This window comes from Paenibacillus zanthoxyli JH29 (assembly GCF_000520715.1).
In the GTDB taxonomy this organism is placed as follows: Bacteria; Bacillota; Bacilli; order Paenibacillales; family Paenibacillaceae; genus Paenibacillus_AQ; species Paenibacillus_AQ zanthoxyli.
Genome location: NZ_ASSD01000662.1, coordinates 11,480 through 30,749 on the forward strand (window position 1 = coordinate 11,480; position 19,270 = coordinate 30,749).

The following is a 19,270-nucleotide window of genomic DNA, read 5'->3' on the forward strand; positions in this document are numbered from 1 at the left end:
ACAAATTACATAAAATGCCGAAGATATAAATACAACCATATTTCAACCCATTTCGACTCAAAACGACATAAAGCCAGAAATACTAGGCCGTAATAGAAATATGTATCAAGAAATATAGATTATATGGGGGGATCTGTATGGGGAAATGTCCGTTTGCTTTTTTACATGGTTTATCTTTTCAAAAGAAGAGAGTGGAGCCCTATGAACCTTATTCCTTCCTGCTTGCCAGCGAACGAGCCCCGGGTTCAGAATCTCATCATTCGATACAAGGTCAGGAAGAATTGAATGAACAGATGAGAATGATAGTCTTGACTGATGATGACCTGGAGCTGCTGCGCAGAATGAAGCCTGCGATAGTACGGAATATTAACGAGATTACCGACCATTTTTATAGCTCAGTGGTTGATGTGGGTAAGCTGGAACAGATCATTGTCAAGCACAGCAGTATCGACAGGCTGAAGCAAACTCTGCGAGAACATATCGTCGAAATTTTTGACGGCAGTGTGGACAATCGTTACATAATGAAACGGCTGGTTATCGCAAATATTCATAAGAAGGTCGGTTTGGAGCCGAAGTGGTACTTGTCCGCTTTTCAAAATCTGCAAAATGTATTTATCGGTGTTATCTATAAAGAAGCATTTAATGATGCGGAACGGCTTAAAATGGTACAAACTCTGACCAAACTTTTGAATCTGGAACAGCAGCTCGTTCTGGAAGCCTACGAAAAAGAGAATATCAGAGAAAAAGAAGAGCAATATGAAATTGTAAAAAATGAGTTGAAACAGAAAATTGCCGAATTCAGCGGCGAATTGGTCGATCTCAGTATTGATACAAATGCAGCGATCGAGCAATTGGTTACAAGCAGTAATGAAGTTAATAATTCATTCCAACGTACCGCTTTTTCAGCCCTTGAATCTCAAGAAAAGGCAAAAGACGGACGTGAGCTGCTGAGCAGGTTGAACGGACAGATTGGACATATTTTTGAAAGAACGAATGAAATGGAACAATCGGTAAAAGAGCTTAGCCAATTTTCAAAGCAAATTCAGACGATCGTCGGCGCGGTCCAAGAAATTGCGGATCAGACCAAAATACTATCGCTTAACGCAACAATAGAAGCGGCAAGAGCGGGCGAGCACGGAAGAGGCTTCAGTGTCGTTGCCCAAGAGGTCAATCGGTTGGCAGAAGATACAAAAAGCACGGTTGTACACATCGGAGAATTGACGGCCAAATCCGGTATTCTGACCACACAGGTGGTAGAAGAAATCCGAAAAGTGCAGGAACTGACGGAAAGCGGCAAGCAGCAATCGGATGAGACGAGCCAATTGTTCTCCGACATTTTGGATACGATGCAGAGCAGCACCCGGGAGATCGTAACGGTAGAAGAAGAGATCCGGACACTGATCCATACTATAGAAGGAATAGGGGTGACAACTGCACAGACAGCCGCATCGGCGGAGTATTTCCAGTCGGCAACAGCCAATCTATAATGTAAAAAAGCTGCACATAACGGCGCATGAAAAAATCATGCGTTGTTTTATTTTTTTGCTTGCAATAGGCGAAAAGATTCTATATAATAATAAATGTTGTTCTGCGACGTTGCGATGATGTGAGAGGTTACTGACACACCCGGCTCCTTTGCCATGAAGCCAGTGGTCAGAAAATTTTCACGGAGTATGTCCGATAATAAATTGGGCGATAGAAGGAGGGACTAAAATGGCAAAGCAAAAAATTCGTATCCGCTTGAAAGCATACGACCACAGAATTCTTGATCAATCCGCTGAGAAGATCGTTGAAACGGCAAAACGTTCCGGTGCAGGTGTATCCGGGCCGATTCCGCTGCCAACTGAGAAACAAGTTATTACTATTCTCCGTGCGGTGCACAAGTACAAGGATTCCCGTGAACAGTTCGAGATGCGTACTCACAAGCGTCTGATCGACATTGTGAATCCAACGCCACAAACTGTGGATGCCTTGATGCGCTTGGACCTGCCGTCCGGTGTAGATATCGAAATTAAATTGTAATTCTTCTATTAGAAACAGGAAAAGAAAAGAGGTGTCAACATGAAAGGTATCTTAGGAAAAAAACTCGGTATGACTCAAGTGTTTACTCCTGAAGGTAACGTAATCGCGGTTACGGTTATCGAAGCGGGTCCTTGTGTGGTACTGCAAAAGAAAGACCTCAATACCGACGGGTATGAAGCAGTGCAGTTGGGCTTTTCCGATAAGAAAAACACCAACAAGCCTGAACAGGGTCACGCCCAGAAGGCAAATGCAACACCTAAGCGCTACGTTCGCGAAATTCGCGGTGTTGACCTCGGGGCACTCGAGGTTGGACAAGAGCTGAAGGCTGACGTCTTCGCAGAAGGCGAATTTGTTGACGTAACCGGAATTTCCAAAGGCAAAGGCTTCCAAGGCGTTATCAAACGCTGGGGACAAAGCCGCGGACCAATGGCTCACGGTTCCCGTTACCATAGAAGACCGGGTTCGATGGGTTCCATCCAAGCCAACCGTGTTCCTAAAGGCAAACGTCTGCCAGGACATATGGGTCATGAAACGGTGACGATTCAAAAGCTTGAAGTCGTCAAAGTGGACGTAGAACGTAATGTTTTGCTGGTGAAAGGCTCCATTCCTGGACCTAAGAACAGCTTCGTGAAGGTTAAAGAAACCGTTAAGAAATAACTTCTGAAGAAAGGAGGAACATGAAATGCCAAAAGTAACACTTTTCAATATCAGTGGTAACGAGGTTGGTGAAGTTGAACTGAGCGACGCGATTTTCGGTATCGAGCCGAACACTCACGTGCTGAATGAAGCGGTTCTTCTGCAAAGAGCTTCCCTGCGTCGTGGTACACACAAAGTTAAAGGACGTTCCGAAGTTCGTGGCGGCGGACGCAAGCCTTGGAAACAAAAAGGTACAGGCCGTGCTCGCCAAGGTTCGATTCGTTCTCCTCAATGGAAAGGCGGCGGCGTTGTCTTCGGACCGACTCCTCGTAGCTATTCCTGGAAATTGCCTAGAAAGGTTCGTCGTCTGGCGATCAAATCCGCGTTGTCCTCGAAGGTTATCGAGAGCAACATCATCGTGCTGGATAGCCTGACTCTGAATGCTCCGAAGACGAAAGAATTCGTAGCCATTCTGAACAACCTGAAGGTAGCTCAAAAAGCTCTGATCGTAGCTCCTAGCTATGACGATAATGTAGCTCTATCCGCCCGCAACATCCCTGGGGTGAAGTTCTTGGCTGCAGATGGCATTAACGTTCTTGACGTGCTGACGCACGACAAACTGATCATCACCAAAGATGCAGTTTCTAAGGTAGAGGAGGTGTTCGCGTAATGAAAGATCCTCGCGATATCATCAAACGTCCGGTGATTACGGAACGCACATCCGACTACATGAGCGATTTGAAATATGCTTTTGAAGTGGACATTCGTGCCAACAAGACCGAAATCAAACAGGCTGTTGAGGCCATCTTTAAAGTGAAAGTCGTTGCTGTGAACACTTTGCGCGTGCCTGGAAAGCTGAAACGTTATGGACGCTACTCCGGCTACACTCCGGAATGGAAGAAAGCCATCGTGAAGCTCAGCCCAGACAGCAAGCCGCTCGAGTTCTTTGAAGCGGTAGAATAATATCCTGTAAAGCAAGGAGGGAAACAAAGTGCCAATCAAAAAGTACAAACCGACTTCTCCGGCAAGACGCGGAATGTCCGTGTCTACGTTTGAAGAAATCACAACAAACCAGCCTGAGAAATCGCTGCTGGCGCCGCTGAGCAAAAAAGCGGGCCGCAACAACCAAGGTAAAATTACGGTTCGTCACCACGGCGGTGGACATAAGCGTAAATACCGTATCATTGATTTCAAGCGGACGAAAGACGGCATACCAGGCAGCGTTGCTACGATTGAGTATGATCCGAACCGCACATCCAATATTGCCCTGATTCACTACGCTGACGGAGAGAAACGTTACATCATCGCTCCTAAAGGTCTGAAAGTTGGGGATAAGATCGAATCCGGTCCTGCAGCGGACATCAAAATCGGTAACACGCTTCCGCTGTCCAACATTCCGGTAGGTACAGTTATCCACAACATTGAGCTGAAGCCTGGCAAGGGCGGCCAATTGGTTCGCGCAGCCGGTACGGAAGCGCAGTTGCTCGGTAAAGAAGACAAGTACGTTTCCGTGCGTCTCTCTTCCGGTGAAGTTCGCAGAATTCTGAGCGTATGCCGTGCTACAATCGGTTCCGTTGGCAACGAAGACCACGAACTGATCAAGATCGGTAAAGCCGGCCGCAGCCGGTGGCTGGGTCAACGTCCTGAAGTTCGCGGTGTTGTTATGAACCCGAATGATCACCCTCACGGTGGTGGTGAAGGACGCGCTCCGATCGGACGTAAATCGCCGTTGTCTCCTTGGGGCAAACCGACTCTCGGATACAAAACGCGTAAGAAAAACAAAGCTTCTGATAAATATATCATTCGTCGCCGCACGAAATAAGACGCTTCTAGGTGAGCTTGAACCCGCGAAGCGTCGAATCGCGGCTTGAACATTTGATGAAGGGAGGATTCATACATGAGTCGCAGTTTGAAGAAGGGGCCTTTTATCGACGGCTACCTGCTGAAAAAAGTTGAAGACTTGAACGTTTCGGGCAAAAAAGTTGTCATCAAGACTTGGTCCCGCCGCTCAACCATTTTCCCTCAATTTATCGGACATACGTTTGGCGTGTATGACGGCCGTAAACACGTGCCTGTATACGTAACGGAAGATATGGTAGGTCACAAGTTGGGCGAGTTCGCGCCGACGCGTACTTACAAAGGCCACGCGGGTGACGATAAGAAGACGAGAAGATAATAACAGATTCTCTGCTTAGAGAGGAGGGAAAACAATGCAAGCAAAAGCGCATGCAAGATCGGTGCGGATTTCCGCTCGTAAAGCGAAACTGGTTGTTGACTTGATTCGCGGCAAGCAGGTGGGAGAGGCAATTGCTATCCTTCGCCACACTCCGAAATCCGCTTCCCCGGTAGTTGAAAAGCTGCTGAACTCGGCGATCGCCAATGCCGAGCACAACTATTCGATGGACGTAAACAACTTGTTTATCAGCGAGGTTTTCGTTAACCAAGGTCCAACGATGAAACGGTTCCGTCCGCGCGCGATGGGTCGCGCCAGCCGGATCAACAAACGCACCAGCCACATTACTTTGGTGGTATCTGAGAAATAAGGAGGGATAACGTGTGGGTCAAAAGGTAAATCCAGTCGGACTTCGGATCGGGATTATTCGTGACTGGGAATCCAAATGGTATGCAGGCAAAGATTTCGGAACACTTCTTCTGGAAGACGTCAAAATTCGGGAATACCTCAAAGGCAAGCTGAAAGATTCCGCTGTTTCCCGTATTGAAATTGAAAGAGCGGCTAGCCGTGTGAACGTTACAATTCATACTGCTAAACCAGGTATGGTTATTGGGAAGGGCGGTGCTGAAGTCGAAGTGCTTCGCAACGCGGTTACACAAATCGCCGGCGGCAAGAAAGTACACATTAATATCAATGAAATCAAACACCCTGAGCTGGACGCTATTCTCGTTGCCGAGAGCATCGCACAACAGCTGGAGCGTCGCGTATCGTTCCGCCGTGCGCTTAAGCAGGCTATCCAAAGAACAATGCGTTCCGGTGCAAAAGGGATTAAAACTTCTGTCAGCGGACGTCTTGGCGGCGCCGAAATCGCTCGTACGGAAGGCTATAGCGAAGGAACAGTTCCACTTCATACGCTTCGTGCCGATATCGACTACGGAACGGCTGAAGCTCATACAACTTACGGCCGGATCGGCGTAAAAGTATGGATCTATCGTGGAGAGGTACTTCCTACGGCTAAGAAACAAGCTGCTAAGGAAGGAGGCAACTAATCATGTTGGTACCAAAACGTGTTAAGCACCGCAAACAACAACGCGGTCACATGAAAGGTCTGGCAAAAGGCGGCACCGAGCTGAACTTCGGCGAATTCGGACTGCAAGCTCTGGAGCCATCTTGGATCACTAACCGTCAAATCGAAGCGGCTCGTATCGCGATGACCCGTTACATCAAACGGGGCGGTAAAGTTTGGATCAAGATTTTCCCTGACAAGCCGATTACTCAAAAGCCTCTCGAGGTTCGGATGGGTAGCGGTAAAGGTAACGTTGAGAAATGGGTAGCCGTAGTTAAACCGGGCAAGATTATGTTCGAACTCGGAGGCGTGTCTGAAGAAATCGCTCGTGAAGCGATGCGTCTTGCCTCTCACAAGCTGCCAGTTAAGACTAAGTTTGTGAAACGTGAAGAATTGGGTGGTGAAGCAAATGAAAGCTAATGAACTTCGCAACTTGACCACTGCCGAGATTGAACAAAAGATTGCTGGCTTCAAAGAAGAGCTCTTTAATCTGCGTTTTCAACTGGCAACAGGCCAACTGGACAACCCGACTCGGATTCGTGATGTGCGTAGAGAAATAGCTCGTGCTAAAACCGTTATCCATGAGAGAGTACTTGGGATCAGCTAAGTGAAACGGATGGAATGATCCGTATCAGGAAGGAGGCTAATTATGAGCGAAGAACGCAACGCGCGCAAAGTGCAAATCGGTAAAGTTGTCAGCGACAAAATGGACAAAACGATCGTGGTTGCCGTTGAAACTTACAAAAAGCATGATCTGTACCACAAACGCATTAAATACACCAAGAAATTCAAAGCGCATGATGAGAACAATACCGCCCAAATCGGCGATACTGTAAAAATCATGGAAACTCGTCCGCTCTCCAAGGACAAACGCTGGAGACTGGTTGAAGTTGTGGAAAAAGCGGTTATCATCTAATGCGTTACATGACAGTTTTTCCGAAAGGAGGAAATATTAATGATTCAACCATTTACACGCTTGCATGTAGCTGACAACTCCGGTGCGAAGGAACTGATGTGTATCCGCGTATTGGGCGGTACTGGACGTCGGACGGCAGCTATCGGCGATCTGATCGTTTGCTCGGTAAAACAAGCAACACCAGGCGGCGTTGTCAAAAAAGGTGATGTAGTAAAAGCGGTGGTTGTACGCACGAAGCGCTCTGTACGCCGTAAGGACGGATCTTACATCGCATTTGACGAAAACGCAGCAGTTGTTGTAAAAGACGACAGAAGCCCGCGTGGAACACGTATTTTCGGACCAGTTGCCCGCGAACTTCGCGACAAGGATTACATGAAGATCGTTTCCTTGGCACCGGAAGTTATCTAATAAACTCCCCAAAAAGTGACGAGAAGCTCCGAAGCTGATACCGGGTACTTTTCGGGGGTCCCGATAGAGATCGTTTATAATCATGCTTACAAAGGCTAGTCATAGGAGGTGTAACAAATGCCTAGAGTGAAAAAAGTTCTGGAATCCCATAACAACAAACTGCACGTGAAAAAAGACGATGTGGTTATGGTGATCAGCGGAAAAGATAAAGGCAAGAAGGGCCGCGTCATCGCTGCGTATCCGCGCAAAAACCGCGTACTGGTAGAAGGCGTGAACATGGTGAAGAAGCACCAGAAGCCTAACCAGTTAAATCCGCAAGGCGGCATCATCGAGCAGGAAGCTGCGATCCACGTATCCAACGTTATGCACATCGATCCGAAGAGCGGCAAAGTAACCCGTATCGGTTATAAAGTGCTGGACAACGGCAAGAAGGTTCGCGTAGCGAAAAGATCCGGAGAGATCATCGACTAATATAGCGCTTAAGAAAGGAGGTTAATTCTTCATGGCAGCAAGAATGAAAGAACGTTTTCTGAACGAGATTACGCCGGCTCTGATTCAGAAGTTTAATTATAAAACGGTTATGCAAGTGCCGAAAATTGAGAAGGTTGTTATCAACATGGGCGTAGGCGACGCCGTGCAAAACTCGAAGGTGCTTGATTCCGCTGTGAACGATATGCAACTGATCGCCGGTCAAAAACCGGTTATCACCAAAGCCAAGAAGTCTATCGCCGGCTTCAAACTGCGTGAGAACATGCCGATCGGCGTTAAGGTAACCCTTCGCGGTGAACGTATGTACTACTTCCTGGACAAATTGTTCAACGTAACGCTTCCGCGCGTTCGTGACTTCCGCGGTGTATCGACCAAAGCTTTCGACGGCCGCGGCAACTACACACTGGGTCTGAAAGACCAATTGATTTTCCCTGAGATCGAATATGACAAGGTGGACAAAGTCCGCGGTATGGATATCGTAATCGTAACGACGGCAAAGACGGATGAGGAATCCCGCGAGCTGCTGACTCAGCTGGGAATGCCTTTCGCGAAGTAAGGTTCGGTCGTTCAATTCTCCGAAACTGTTTAGGAGGTGTCAGGCTAAAGTGGCAAAAACTTCGATGAAAGTTAAACAACAACGTGCGCCGAAATTCAAAGTGCGTGCATACACACGCTGCGAGCGTTGCGGTCGTCCACATTCGGTACTGCAAAAGTTCAAAATTTGCAGAATTTGTTTCCGTGAATTAGCTTATAAAGGCCAGATTCCTGGCGTAAAAAAAGCAAGCTGGTAAGAAGTTTATATACGGGAAGGAGGTTTACACCAAATGACTATGTCTGATCCTATCGCAGATATGCTTACTCGTATTCGTAACGCCAACATCGTGCGTCACGAAACGGTAGAGCTGCCTGCTTCGACATTGAAAAAACAAATCGCCGATATCCTGAAGCGCGAAGGCTTCATCCGTGATGCGGAATTTGTTGAAGATAACAAACAAGGGCTTATCCGTATTTTCCTGAAATACGGCCCGAACCAAGAACGTGTTATTTCCGGTCTGAAAAGAATCAGTAAGCCAGGCCTGCGCGTATACACGAAGAGCAACGAAGTTCCTCGCGTACTCGGCGGACTGGGCATCGCGATTATCTCCACATCCAAGGGAGTTATGACCGATAAGGAAGCTCGTCAAGCAAAATCCGGCGGCGAAGTTCTCGCCTACGTTTGGTAATCACGTCACAAGATAAGGAGGTGCAACACACATGTCTCGTATTGGTCGCAAACCAATCACAGTGCCTAGCGGTGTAGACGTGACGGTTAACAACACTGTCATCACCGTTAAAGGTCCTAAAGGTACTTTGACTCGTGAACTTCATAAAGATATGAAGGTTACGGTTGAAAATAACGAAATTCTTGTTGTTCGTCCTTCGGACAACAAACTGCATCGCTCTCTTCACGGCACGACCCGCTCCGTTGTCAACAACATGGTAAGCGGCGTGACCGAAGGATTCTCCAAATCTCTGGAACTGGTTGGGGTCGGATATCGTGCAAACAAATCTGGAGATAAAATCGTTCTGAACGTCGGCTACTCCCATCCGGTTGAGATTACTCCGGAACCGGGCATCGAGTTCGAAGTTCCTGCCAACACGAAAATCATCGTTAAAGGCATCGACAAAGAACGCGTAGGCGCCTATGCCGCGAAGATTCGTTCCGTACGCGAACCTGAGCCATACAAGGGCAAAGGGATTAAATATGAGGGCGAGCGCATTATCCGTAAAGAAGGTAAAGCCGGTAAGAAGAAATAAGCCGGCTGACCTTGTTCTTAAGATGCCTATGGCGTCTTAACGTGAAGCTGCCTTAAGGCAAACTGAAGGGAGTGAAAAGGAAGTCATGATTACAAAAGAGGACAAAAATAAAGCTCGTGTCAAAAGACACCTGCGTGTACGTAAGAAAATCGAAGGTACTACTGAACGCCCTCGCCTGAATGTGTTCCGTTCTTCCAAACACATTTATGCTCAACTGATCGATGATGTTAAGGGTGTAACGATCGCATCCGCATCGACGCTCGATAAAGAATTGAAAGATTCTGTAGGCAATGGCGGCAGCGTAGAGGCTGCAAGCAAAGTCGGCCAACTGGTTGCCGAGCGCGCCAAAGCAAAAGGACATACCGCTGTGGTATTCGACCGCGGAGGCTACCTGTATCATGGACGGATTCAAGCGCTTGCTGATGCAGCCCGTGAAGCTGGTCTTGAATTCTAGAAACATTCTTAAAAGGAGGTTAACGACTTGCGTGTAGATCCAAACACTTTAGAGCTGACAGAAAGAGTTGTTCACATTAACCGTGTTGCTAAAGTTGTAAAAGGCGGACGCCGTTTCAGCTTCAGCGCACTGGTTGTTGTCGGCGACGGCAAAGGCTGGGTCGGTGCGGGTATCGGTAAAGCCGGCGAAGTTCCGGATGCGATCCGTAAAGGCATCGAAGACGCCAAGAAAAACCTGATCCACGTTCCACTCGTCGGAACGACGATTCCTCACTTGGTTAACGGACATTTTGGCGCTGGACGTGTACTGCTGAAACCAGCATCGCAAGGTACTGGCGTTATCGCTGGCGGACCTGTTCGTGCGGTATTGGAACTGGCTGGCGTAGGCGATATTCTGACAAAATCTTTAGGTTCTTCGAACTCCATGAATATGGTCAATGCAACTTTGGAGGGATTGTCCCGTCTGAAGCGCATTGAAGAGGTCGCGAAGCTTCGCGGCAAATCTATCGAAGAGCTTCGCGGTTAAGGAGGGGAACGTCAATGGCTAAATTGCAAATTACCCTCGTTCGCAGCTTGATCGGACGTCCGGAAACACAACGTGTGACCGTTAAGACGCTAGGCCTGCGTAAAATCAACTCGTCCGTGGTTCACAACGATAATCCTGCGATTCGCGGTATGATCAAACAAGTGAGCCATCTCGTATCCGTAACTGAAATTGAAGGCTAAGTCGCCTTTTACCTATTAATAGACATAAGGAGGTGCAAACGATGAAGTTACATGAACTCGCTCCGGCTCCAGGATCCCGTAAAGAACGCAACCGTGTAGGTCGCGGTACTTCCAGTGGTAACGGTAAAACATCCGGCCGTGGTCATAAAGGTCAAAACTCTCGTTCCGGCGGTGGTGTTCGTCCGGGCTTCGAGGGCGGCCAAAACCCACTCTATCGTCGTCTGCCTAAGCGTGGATTCGTCAATCCTACTCGTAAAGAGTATGCGATTGTGAATCTGGAGGAACTGAACAGCTTTGCAGAAGGAACGGAAGTTACGCCTCAATTGCTGCTCGAAACAGGCGTTGTAAAGAACGCGAAGAGCGGCATCAAAATTCTCGGCAATGGAGAAATCACTGTAAAACTTACAGTTCAAGCAAACAAGTTCTCTCAATCTGCGGTAGAGAAAATCGAGGCTGCCGGCGGTAAAACCGAGGTGATCTAATGTTCAAGACGCTTAAGAATATATGGCATGTTGAAGATTTGCGCAAAAAAATCCTGTTCACCCTGTTTGTATTTATCATCTACCGCATCGGTTCGTTCGTACCGGTTCCCGGTGTGGACAAATCGGTGTTTCTATCGACAGGCAACGAGGCTGGAAACGCCTTGATGAACTTGTTCAACACGTTTTCGGGCGGAGCGCTTAAAAACTTCTCCATCTTTGCGATCAGTATTTACCCTTACATTACCGCATCCATCATTGTGCAGCTTTTGTCGATGGATGTAGTGCCGAAATTTGCCGAATGGGCAAAGCAAGGCGAACACGGTAAGAAGCAGCTGGCGCAAATTACCCGTTACGGTACGGTAGTGTTGGCTTTGATTCAGGGTTTTGCAACCTCTATCGGTTTCAACCGAATGTATGGTACGAAAATGATGCCGGATGCAACGATCGCCGACTATCTGCTCGTGGCCATTATTTTGACGGCAGGTACTTCATTTCTGATGTGGCTTGGTGAACAAATCACTGAGCGGGGTATCGGAAACGGGATCTCGATCCTGATTTTTGCGGGAATCGTCGCAGGCTTTCCAGGATATTTTACGGCAACGGCGCAATCGAGCTTTATCCAGCCGGGGCAGACTTTCCTGAATATTCTTAAAGTCGTGGTCGTTGCAATCGTGGTTGTGGCGATTATTACGGGTGTTATCTTCGTACAGCAAGGAGTTCGGAAGATTCCCGTACAATATGCCAAACGCGTAGTCGGAAACAAAATGTATGGTGGACAAAATACGCACATTCCGCTTAAAATCAATGCGGCGGGCGTAATCCCCGTTATCTTTGCCGTATCGCTGCTTCAATTCCCGATTGTCATCGCCAACTTTTGGTCGACCCATGATTGGGCGAAGTGGATCTCCAACAATCTTTCTCATGACAAGCCGCTCGGCATGGTCCTCTACGTGATCATGATCATCGGATTTACGTTCTTCTATACGTTTGTTCAGATGAATCCGCAGCAGATGGCTGACAATATGAAGAAGAATGGCGGATACATTCCAGGTATTCGTCCAGGCAAAGCTACGGAGAAATATTTGACCCGGGTAATGTCCCGTCTGACGATGTCGGGCGCATTGTTCCTGGCCATCATCTCTGTGCTTCCGGTATTCTTCGGTTCTTTGTCCGGTTTGCCGCGGTCGGTGCAGATCGGCGGCACCGCGCTGCTTATCGTTATCGGCGTCGCACTGGATACGATGAAGCAGATCGAGAGCCAATTGATTAAACGCCATTACAAAGGCTTCATTAACAAATAGGCGATAGGTTCCGGTGAAGCGGCTCATTTACAGACTTCCCGGCGCCTATTGTGCTGTTTCTTGCCTGGTGGCGATCGAGTGCTAAAGGGGAGAGACGTAAGGTGAACATCCTTTTCATGGGCCCGCCTGGAGCAGGCAAGGGAACTCAAGCTGCGGCTATCGTAAAGGAACTGGATATCCCTCATATCTCGACGGGCGATGCTTTTCGTCTCGCGATTAAGCAGGGAACTCCAGTCGGTCTGAAAGCCAAATCCTTTATCGACCAAGGCTTGCTTGTACCCGATGATGTAACGATTGGAATTGTGGAAGAGCGGCTGGAGCAGTCCGATTGCGAAAAAGGTTTTTTATTGGACGGCTTTCCAAGAACTCTTTCGCAAGCGGAAGCGCTGGATGAGCTTCTTGCCCGCATGAATACTTCACTGGATCATGTTATTAATCTGAACGTGGATCGCGGATTGCTTCTGGCCCGTCTGACCGGACGACGGATTTGTAAGGTATGCGGTGCATCGTATCACTTGATTTTCAACCCGCCGAAACAGGAAGGCATCTGCGACATCGATGGCGGCGAGTTGTATCAGCGTCCGGATGACAATGAAGAAAGTGTTGGCAAGCGATTGGATGAGTACGACAACAAGACGGCACCGCTGCTTCACTTTTACGAGAATAAAGGTCTTTTGCGTCAGGTAAACGGGGAAAACGAAATCGACGTCGTTTCTGCCGAAATTGTATCTTTACTGCGAGGTTAGTGTAATGATCATATGTAAGTCCGAACAGGAACTTGCCTTTATGAGAGAAGCGGGACGAATTGTTGCCGAGACTCATCGTCTCATGGCGCAGGCCATTGAGCCTGGGATTACGACCGGAGAACTCGATAGAATCGCCGATCAATACATTCGCAGTCAAGGTGCTGTGCCGTCATTCAAAGGCTACAATGGTTTTCCTGCCAGCATTTGCGCTTCAGTCAACGATCAGTTGGTGCATGGATTTCCCGGCAAACGCAAACTGGTGGAAGGCGATATCGTATCGCTGGACATTGGAGCGCAGTACAAGGGATATCACGGCGATTCCGCCTGGACCTATGGGGTAGGCAGCATATCCGAAGAAGCCCAGCGGCTCTTGGATGTGACCAAAGGCTCCCTGTACGCAGGCCTTGAGCTGATTAAGCCGGATGTGCGCCTGTTTACAATCTCCCACGCTATTCAAAAATATATCGAAGATGCCGGATTCTCGGTGGTCCGCGAGTATGTTGGGCATGGTGTTGGGGCAGAACTGCATGAAGAACCGCAAATTCCGAACTACGGCATTGCAGACCGCGGTCCGCGGCTTAAGGCAGGCATGGTGCTTGCCATCGAGCCGATGGTCAATGCGGGCAAACGTTATGTCCGAACGCTGGAAGATAACTGGACGGTCGTAACGGTGGACGGTTCGCTGTGCGCTCACTTTGAGCATACAGTGGCGGTTACGCCGGAGGGCATGGAAATTTTCACGAAACTGAATGCGTAGGTGATCTTTGTTGAATGCCGAGAGCAGCCCGCAGGTCGGTCAATTGGTGAAAATACTCAAAGGCAAGGAAGCTGGAGAGATTGCCGTGGTCATCGCTGTTGTGGACAGCAGGTTTGTGTATATTGCGGACGGAGACAAACGCAAGTTTGACGGACCGAAGAAGAAGAACATTCTTCATCTGGAGTTCACTCCGATCGTCAGCAGCGAGGTTGTGAACAGTCTGAATGAAACCGGCCGGGTAACGAATGGAAAGCTGCGTTATGCAGTGATGAATTATGTGCGTTCCGCCGGAATAAGCGCTATGAAGAAAGGAGAATAGCTGTGGCCAAAGAAGATGTCATTGAGGTGGAAGGCACTGTCATTGAACCGTTGCCGAATGCAACGTTTAAGGTTGAGCTGGAGAACGGTCATCAGATTCTTGCCCACGTATCCGGTAAGCTGCGGATGCACTTTATCCGTATTTTGACCGGTGACAAAGTGGTCGTACAGTTATCGCCTTATGATTTAACTAAAGGTCGTATAACTTACCGTAAATAGATCTGCTTTATGCAGAACATGCACGTATGCTTTTGAAGCCAGTTTTACTACCTGTAAAACTGAGCGGGCGTTTTCGAACCTAGTTTTACTGCGTAAAACTTTGAGGAGGTAATAAGCATGAAGGTAAGACCTTCTGTAAAGCCCATTTGCGAAAAATGCAAAGTCATCCGCCGCAAAGGGACTGTAATGGTAATTTGTGAAAATCCGAAGCACAAACAAAAACAAGGTTAAAGAAGGGGGTGTAGCGTAAAATGGCTCGTATAGCTGGAGTGGATTTGCCACGTGACAAACGCGTTGAGATCGCCTTGACTTATATTTTCGGAATCGGTAGAACGACTTCCCAGAAAATTCTTAAAGAAACAGGGATCGATGTTAATACACGTGTCCGTGATTTGACGGAAGATGAAGTCAGCAAACTACGTGAAACGATCGACAAATCGGTCAAAGTGGAAGGCGACCTGCGTCGTGAAATTTCCTTGAATATTAAACGTCTTACCGAGATTGGCTGCTACCGCGGTGTTCGTCACCGTCGCGGCTTGCCGGTTCGCGGTCAACGTACCAAGACAAATGCCCGTACCCGGAAAGGCCCGCGTCGTACGGTAGCAAACAAGAAGAAATAATAAGGGGGGATAAGAGACAATGGCTAAACCGAAAAAAGTCGTACGTACGAAACGTCGCGATCGTAAAAATATCGAATCCGGCGTGGCACATATCCGTTCCACGTTCAACAATACCATCGTTACCATCACGGATCCTCACGGCAACGCTATTTCCTGGGCAAGCTCCGGCGGCCAAGGATTTAAAGGTTCCCGTAAGTCGACTCCGTTCGCTGCCCAAATGGCGGCAGAAGTTGCAGCTAAGGCAGCTATGGAGCACGGCATGAAGAATGTTGAAGTTATGGTTAAAGGACCGGGCGCGGGCCGTGAGGCAGCCATCCGTTCCCTTCAAGCCGCTGGCCTTGAAGTTAACCTCATTAAAGACGTCACTCCGGTTCCGCATAATGGATGCCGTCCGCCGAAACGTCGCCGCGTATAGTGAATCAGCGATGTAAATGTGGTATAAATCCGGCAACATTTGCTAATAATGGTTGTTTAGGCATACTACATGATACACCTGATGGGGTGACAGTTTCATATAGGAGCGACGTTGAAGGAGGGTTACACTCGTGATAGAAATCGAAAAGCCGAAGATTGAGACCGTAGAAGCTAATGATGAAGGAACCTATGGGAAATTCGTAGTAGAACCGCTGGAACGTGGATATGGCACGACTCTGGGGAACTCGCTTCGCCGGATCCTGCTGTCCTCCCTTCCGGGAGCCGCAGTGACCTCGGTCCAAATTGACGGCGTTCTGCATGAGTTCTCCACCGTTCCCGGCGTAATGGAAGACGTGACCGAAATCATTTTGAACCTCAAAGCTCTTTCCCTGAAGATTCATTCAGATGAAGAGAAAGTGTTCGAGATTGATGCTGAAGGGGAAGGCGTCGTAACCGCAGGTGACATCCGTGCGGACAGCGATGTTGAGATCCTTAACCCGGACCTTCATATTGCAACGCTGGGACCTGGCGCGAGACTTCACATGCGTATTTTTGCAGGCCGGGGTCGCGGCTATGTCCAAGCGGACCGTAACAAGCGCGAAGACCAGCCGATCGGTGTCATTCCGGTAGATTCCATCTACACTCCGATTTCCCGTGTGAACTACACAATCGACAACACCCGTGTCGGTCAAGTGACCAACTACGACAAGTTGACGATGGAAATTTGGACAGATGGCAGCATCAGACCGGAGGAAGCCGTCAGCCTTGGAGCCAAAATTTTGAATGAGCATCTTGTTTTGTTCGTAGGCCTTACGGATGAAGCGAAGGATGCCGAAATTATGGTTGAAAAAGAAGAAGACAAAAAAGAAAAAGTGCTTGAGATGACAATCGAAGAGCTGGATCTTTCGGTCCGTTCCTACAACTGTCTCAAACGCGCCGGCATCAATACGGTGCAGGAGCTTACCACGAAAACGGAAGAAGATATGATGAAGGTCCGCAACCTGGGCCGCAAATCTTTGGAAGAAGTTCAGGAAAAGCTCGAAGAGCTCGGTTTGGGTCTTCGTACCGAAGAATAAGCGTAAGATTGACGAAGTAGAGGAGGGAAAAACATGGCATACCAAAAGTTGGGCCGTGATTCCAGTGCGCGTAAAGCATTGTTCCGCGACTTGGTAACGGACCTGTTCTTGTACGAGCGCATCCAAACCACGGAAGCGAAAGCGAAAGAAGTTCGTACCATCGCCGAAAAACTGATCACGAAAGCGAAGAAGGGCGATCTGCATGCCCGTCGTCAAGTAGCTGCATTCGTACGCCGCGAAACTGCCGACGGAGAGCAGGATGCAATTCAAAAACTGTTCGCTGAAATCGCACCGCGCTATACGGAACGTCCAGGCGGATACACTCGTATCCTGAAGCTCGGACCTCGTCGCGGCGACTCGGCACCTATGGTTTACCTTGAACTGGTAGATCGTGCCTAGTTAATGGCAGCAAGCTTGATTTCCCGATTGCCCCTGTTATCCATCTCTTTTGGAGAAGGGTAGGGGAATGATCCGCGTTATTGTATCAGTGGAATATGGCCCGGCTCTTCTTTCGGAGAGGCGGCGTCATGTCCCGGCTCCTACCGACGGCGTGATCTACCGGATATCTGCATAGGTGTCCGCCAGTCGTGCAGTAAACCGCGGAAATCCGCTTGTTCAATGGAAGGAGCTCCCGAAGGGGCTTCTTTTTTTTGAAATATAAGAGTTCATAAGCTCTGAGCTTATCTCTGGCCTTATATTTCTGCGAGAAACGGGTGCCCCCCTCCTGTGAGGACGGCGCCGCCGTTTCTTCTTGGGAGGAGAGCCGAAATGCGTAATCTATTCATGAAAGTCACCTATGACGGTACGAACTATGACGGCTTTCAGACTCAGCCCGAAGGCAATACAGTTCAGGATAAGCTGGAACAGGCTATTGCCCATCTGACAGGTGAAGTGTTGAAGATTACCGCTTCTGGACGTACGGATGCCGGCGTTCACGCATATGGACAGCCTTTTAATTTTGAGACAGCCTCGCGCATTCCGCTTGAGCGCTGGTGTTTGGCGCTGAACGCGCGTCTGCCGGAAGATATCGTGGTTACGGAAGCGCACGAAGTGCCGCTCTCTTTCCATTCCCGCCGGGCTGCCAAGCGGAAGACCTATCGATACACGATCAATGGCAACCGGTTTCCGGATCCTTTTCAGCGGCGATTTCAGTTTCATCATCCCGTAGCGCTTAATGTGAAGGCAATGGAGCAGGGGCTGCAACCTCTAATCGGCACCTACGACTACACTTCTTTCGCATCGCGGAAATCGACGAAGACCTCACATGTCCGTACAATTTACGAGGCGTATATGGAGATTGACCGAAGCATGTGCAGACCAGGATCGTCCGATCAGGGAGTCATTCACACTTATATTACCGGCAGCGGGTTTTTGCAGCATATGGTACGGATCATCATGGGTACGCTGATTCAAGTGGGAGAGGGCAAACGCCGGCCGGAGACCATAGCGGACATTCTGGCGGCATGCGACCGGGCTGCCGCCGGCCCGACCGCAGTGGCCAAGGGATTAGCGCTTTGGAATGTAAGCTACCGGGATGCAGAATGAGATTCACTGTTATTTTGCTGAAAAAAGACAATTTAATGATCGGAAAACTCTTGCACTCGGTATGTTTATCCTGTAAAATAAAAGTTGTGTTTTCTTGATGGCTATCCCACAGCCCCGATCAAGAAAGCCCTAAAAACGCTTTACCTAACAACCAAAAATGTAATTTCGATGAGAAATCAGATATACGAGATTTTCGTACGAGAACAAGGAGGAACTATTCATGCGTACCACCTACATGGCGAAGCCGAACGAAGTAGAACGCAACTGGCATATCATTGATGCCGAAGGCAAAACACTCGGCCGTCTGGCAAGTGAAGCCGCCGCTTTGATCCGCGGCAAACACAAACCGCAATTTACCCCTCACGTAGATACTGGCGATTTCGTCATTGTTATCAACGCAGAGAAGATTCATCTGACTGGCAAGAAACTGCAAAATAAGAAATACTACCGTCACTCGCTGCATCCGGGTGGTCTGAAAGTAACCACAGCTGAAACTTTGCTGAACAGCAAACCTGAGCGTGTAATTGAATCCGCCGTTCACGGTATGATTCCAAAGACCCGTCAAGGCAACGCGATGAAGCTGAGATTGAAAGTTTATGCCGGCGCAGAGCATCCACACGCAGCACAAAAACCTGAAGTTTACGAACTTCGCGGATAAGAATAAGGGAGGACAGTTTCATGGCACAAGTACAATACTATGGGACAGGTCGTCGTAAACATTCGGTAGCACGTGTTCGCCTCGTACCGGGTGAAGGACGCATTGTCATTAACAAACGCGACATTAACGAATATTTTGGTTTGGAAACACTCAAACTGATTGTAAAACAACCTTTGACTCTGACTGAAACGCTGGGCAGCTACGATGTTCTGGTTATCGCTCATGGCGGCGGAATTTCCGGCCAAGCTGGCGCAATCCGTCACGGCATTTCCCGCGCTCTGCTGAAAGCAGATCCGGAATACCGTTCTTCCTTGAAGAAAGCCGGATTCCTGACTCGTGACCCACGTATGAAGGAACGTAAAAAATACGGCCTCAAGGCTGCACGTCGTGCGCCTCAGTTCTCGAAACGTTAAAAACCGCTTCACATCAACAAATTTCAGCCCTTGGC

35 protein-coding genes are annotated in these 19,270 nt (G+C 48.6%); all 35 read left to right on the forward strand.

Annotated features, from left to right (window positions below):
- Nucleotides 1–137 precede the first annotated feature (137 nt).
- The 35 genes from L691_RS0125380 to rpsI all read left to right on the forward strand — a co-directional run bounded on the left by L691_RS0125380 (nt 138) and on the right by rpsI (nt 19,235).
- Nucleotides 138–1,487: a globin-coupled sensor protein gene (locus L691_RS0125380; RefSeq protein WP_025693024.1), complete on the forward strand. Its 1,350-nt coding sequence runs from the start codon at nt 138–140 to the stop codon at nt 1,485–1,487.
- A gap of 226 nt (nt 1,488–1,713) precedes the next feature.
- Nucleotides 1,714–2,022: a 30S ribosomal protein S10 gene (gene rpsJ, locus L691_RS0125385; protein WP_006676490.1), complete on the forward strand. Its 309-nt coding sequence runs from the start codon at nt 1,714–1,716 to the stop codon at nt 2,020–2,022.
- A 39-nt stretch (nt 2,023–2,061) separates the two neighbouring features.
- Nucleotides 2,062–2,679: a 50S ribosomal protein L3 gene (gene rplC / locus L691_RS0125390; RefSeq protein WP_025693025.1), complete on the forward strand. Its 618-nt coding sequence runs from the start codon at nt 2,062–2,064 to the stop codon at nt 2,677–2,679.
- Between the two features lie 25 nt (nt 2,680–2,704).
- Nucleotides 2,705–3,328: a 50S ribosomal protein L4 gene (rplD, locus tag L691_RS0125395; RefSeq protein WP_025693026.1), complete on the forward strand. Its 624-nt coding sequence runs from the start codon at nt 2,705–2,707 to the stop codon at nt 3,326–3,328.
- Nucleotides 3,328–3,621 (forward strand): 50S ribosomal protein L23, encoded by a 294-nt coding sequence (rplW, locus tag L691_RS0125400; RefSeq protein ID WP_025336673.1) that lies wholly within the window; start codon nt 3,328–3,330, stop codon nt 3,619–3,621. The genes rplD and rplW overlap by 1 nt, the downstream gene beginning before the upstream one ends.
- A 28-nt stretch (nt 3,622–3,649) precedes the next feature.
- Nucleotides 3,650–4,480, forward strand: a complete 831-nt coding sequence (gene rplB / locus L691_RS0125405) for a 50S ribosomal protein L2 (RefSeq protein WP_025693027.1) — start codon at nt 3,650–3,652, stop codon at nt 4,478–4,480.
- Between the two features lie 75 nt (nt 4,481–4,555).
- The gene (gene rpsS / locus L691_RS0125410) at nt 4,556–4,834 is read left to right on the forward strand and encodes a 30S ribosomal protein S19 (RefSeq protein ID WP_025336671.1); all 279 of its coding nucleotides are present in this window, start codon (nt 4,556–4,558) and stop codon (nt 4,832–4,834) included.
- A gap of 34 nt (nt 4,835–4,868) precedes the next feature.
- Nucleotides 4,869–5,201 carry a 50S ribosomal protein L22 gene (gene rplV / locus L691_RS0125415; protein WP_025693028.1) on the forward strand — a complete coding sequence of 111 codons (333 nt, stop codon included), beginning with the start codon at nt 4,869–4,871 and terminating at the stop codon, nt 5,199–5,201.
- 13 nt (nt 5,202–5,214) lie between these two features.
- Nucleotides 5,215–5,880, forward strand: a complete 666-nt coding sequence (gene rpsC / locus L691_RS0125420; protein ID WP_025693029.1) for a 30S ribosomal protein S3 — start codon at nt 5,215–5,217, stop codon at nt 5,878–5,880.
- Nucleotides 5,881–5,882: 2 nt separating this feature from the next.
- The gene (rplP, locus tag L691_RS0125425) at nt 5,883–6,317 is read left to right on the forward strand and encodes a 50S ribosomal protein L16 (RefSeq protein WP_025693030.1); all 435 of its coding nucleotides are present in this window, start codon (nt 5,883–5,885) and stop codon (nt 6,315–6,317) included.
- Entirely contained in the window at nt 6,307–6,504 is a 198-nt protein-coding gene (rpmC, locus tag L691_RS0125430; RefSeq protein ID WP_025693031.1) for a 50S ribosomal protein L29, read from the forward strand. The genes rplP and rpmC overlap by 11 nt, the downstream gene beginning before the upstream one ends.
- Before the next feature lie 42 nt (nt 6,505–6,546).
- On the forward strand, nt 6,547–6,813 hold the full coding sequence (gene rpsQ, locus L691_RS0125435; RefSeq protein ID WP_025336666.1) for a 30S ribosomal protein S17: 267 nt from the start codon (nt 6,547–6,549) through the stop codon (nt 6,811–6,813).
- Between the two features lie 39 nt (nt 6,814–6,852).
- Nucleotides 6,853–7,221, forward strand: a complete 369-nt coding sequence (gene rplN, locus L691_RS0125440) for a 50S ribosomal protein L14 (protein WP_019908234.1) — start codon at nt 6,853–6,855, stop codon at nt 7,219–7,221.
- A 117-nt stretch (nt 7,222–7,338) separates the two neighbouring features.
- Entirely contained in the window at nt 7,339–7,692 is a 354-nt protein-coding gene (gene rplX / locus L691_RS0125445) for a 50S ribosomal protein L24 (protein WP_081754722.1), read from the forward strand.
- 31 nt (nt 7,693–7,723) lie between these two features.
- Complete coding sequence (gene rplE, locus L691_RS0125450; protein ID WP_025693032.1) at nt 7,724–8,266, forward strand: 50S ribosomal protein L5; 543 nt, start codon at nt 7,724–7,726, stop codon at nt 8,264–8,266.
- Between the two features lie 49 nt (nt 8,267–8,315).
- On the forward strand, nt 8,316–8,501 hold the full coding sequence (locus L691_RS31615; protein ID WP_010348808.1) for a type Z 30S ribosomal protein S14: 186 nt from the start codon (nt 8,316–8,318) through the stop codon (nt 8,499–8,501).
- A gap of 33 nt (nt 8,502–8,534) precedes the next feature.
- Nucleotides 8,535–8,933, forward strand: a complete 399-nt coding sequence (gene rpsH / locus L691_RS0125455) for a 30S ribosomal protein S8 (protein WP_025336663.1) — start codon at nt 8,535–8,537, stop codon at nt 8,931–8,933.
- A 31-nt stretch (nt 8,934–8,964) separates the two neighbouring features.
- Complete coding sequence (rplF, locus tag L691_RS0125460; protein ID WP_025336662.1) at nt 8,965–9,507, forward strand: 50S ribosomal protein L6; 543 nt, start codon at nt 8,965–8,967, stop codon at nt 9,505–9,507.
- Nucleotides 9,508–9,592: 85 nt separating this feature from the next.
- Nucleotides 9,593–9,961, forward strand: a complete 369-nt coding sequence (rplR, locus tag L691_RS0125465; protein ID WP_025693033.1) for a 50S ribosomal protein L18 — start codon at nt 9,593–9,595, stop codon at nt 9,959–9,961.
- Nucleotides 9,962–9,988: 27 nt separating this feature from the next.
- The gene (gene rpsE / locus L691_RS0125470; protein ID WP_025693034.1) at nt 9,989–10,486 is read left to right on the forward strand and encodes a 30S ribosomal protein S5; all 498 of its coding nucleotides are present in this window, start codon (nt 9,989–9,991) and stop codon (nt 10,484–10,486) included.
- Nucleotides 10,487–10,500: 14 nt separating this feature from the next.
- Nucleotides 10,501–10,686, forward strand: a complete 186-nt coding sequence (rpmD, locus tag L691_RS0125475; RefSeq protein ID WP_025693035.1) for a 50S ribosomal protein L30 — start codon at nt 10,501–10,503, stop codon at nt 10,684–10,686.
- A 41-nt stretch (nt 10,687–10,727) separates the two neighbouring features.
- Nucleotides 10,728–11,168, forward strand: a complete 441-nt coding sequence (rplO, locus tag L691_RS0125480) for a 50S ribosomal protein L15 (RefSeq protein ID WP_025693036.1) — start codon at nt 10,728–10,730, stop codon at nt 11,166–11,168.
- Nucleotides 11,168–12,469 carry a preprotein translocase subunit SecY gene (secY, locus tag L691_RS0125485; protein WP_025693037.1) on the forward strand — a complete coding sequence of 434 codons (1,302 nt, stop codon included), beginning with the start codon at nt 11,168–11,170 and terminating at the stop codon, nt 12,467–12,469. Before rplO ends, secY begins: the two co-directional genes overlap by 1 nt.
- A gap of 101 nt (nt 12,470–12,570) precedes the next feature.
- Complete coding sequence (locus L691_RS0125490) at nt 12,571–13,215, forward strand: adenylate kinase (RefSeq protein ID WP_025693038.1); 645 nt, start codon at nt 12,571–12,573, stop codon at nt 13,213–13,215.
- A gap of 4 nt (nt 13,216–13,219) precedes the next feature.
- The gene (gene map, locus L691_RS0125495; protein WP_025693039.1) at nt 13,220–13,972 is read left to right on the forward strand and encodes a type I methionyl aminopeptidase; all 753 of its coding nucleotides are present in this window, start codon (nt 13,220–13,222) and stop codon (nt 13,970–13,972) included.
- A 10-nt stretch (nt 13,973–13,982) separates the two neighbouring features.
- The gene (locus L691_RS0125500) at nt 13,983–14,291 is read left to right on the forward strand and encodes a KOW domain-containing RNA-binding protein (protein ID WP_025693040.1); all 309 of its coding nucleotides are present in this window, start codon (nt 13,983–13,985) and stop codon (nt 14,289–14,291) included.
- A 2-nt stretch (nt 14,292–14,293) separates the two neighbouring features.
- The gene (infA, locus tag L691_RS0125505; RefSeq protein ID WP_006212898.1) at nt 14,294–14,509 is read left to right on the forward strand and encodes a translation initiation factor IF-1; all 216 of its coding nucleotides are present in this window, start codon (nt 14,294–14,296) and stop codon (nt 14,507–14,509) included.
- A 117-nt stretch (nt 14,510–14,626) separates the two neighbouring features.
- Complete coding sequence (gene rpmJ / locus L691_RS0125510) at nt 14,627–14,740, forward strand: 50S ribosomal protein L36 (RefSeq protein ID WP_003322638.1); 114 nt, start codon at nt 14,627–14,629, stop codon at nt 14,738–14,740.
- A gap of 20 nt (nt 14,741–14,760) precedes the next feature.
- Nucleotides 14,761–15,129: a 30S ribosomal protein S13 gene (rpsM, locus tag L691_RS0125515; RefSeq protein ID WP_025693041.1), complete on the forward strand. Its 369-nt coding sequence runs from the start codon at nt 14,761–14,763 to the stop codon at nt 15,127–15,129.
- A 19-nt stretch (nt 15,130–15,148) separates the two neighbouring features.
- Entirely contained in the window at nt 15,149–15,544 is a 396-nt protein-coding gene (rpsK, locus tag L691_RS0125520; RefSeq protein ID WP_025693042.1) for a 30S ribosomal protein S11, read from the forward strand.
- Nucleotides 15,545–15,674: 130 nt separating this feature from the next.
- Entirely contained in the window at nt 15,675–16,619 is a 945-nt protein-coding gene (locus L691_RS0125525; RefSeq protein ID WP_025693043.1) for a DNA-directed RNA polymerase subunit alpha, read from the forward strand.
- Between the two features lie 33 nt (nt 16,620–16,652).
- On the forward strand, nt 16,653–17,018 hold the full coding sequence (gene rplQ, locus L691_RS0125530) for a 50S ribosomal protein L17 (protein ID WP_025693044.1): 366 nt from the start codon (nt 16,653–16,655) through the stop codon (nt 17,016–17,018).
- A 369-nt stretch (nt 17,019–17,387) separates the two neighbouring features.
- Nucleotides 17,388–18,164 (forward strand): tRNA pseudouridine(38-40) synthase TruA, encoded by a 777-nt coding sequence (gene truA, locus L691_RS0125535; protein WP_025693045.1) that lies wholly within the window; start codon nt 17,388–17,390, stop codon nt 18,162–18,164.
- 220 nt (nt 18,165–18,384) lie between these two features.
- Nucleotides 18,385–18,822: a 50S ribosomal protein L13 gene (gene rplM / locus L691_RS0125540; RefSeq protein ID WP_025693046.1), complete on the forward strand. Its 438-nt coding sequence runs from the start codon at nt 18,385–18,387 to the stop codon at nt 18,820–18,822.
- A gap of 20 nt (nt 18,823–18,842) precedes the next feature.
- Complete coding sequence (rpsI, locus tag L691_RS0125545) at nt 18,843–19,235, forward strand: 30S ribosomal protein S9 (protein ID WP_025693047.1); 393 nt, start codon at nt 18,843–18,845, stop codon at nt 19,233–19,235.
- The last annotated feature ends 35 nt before the right edge of the window (nt 19,236–19,270 follow it).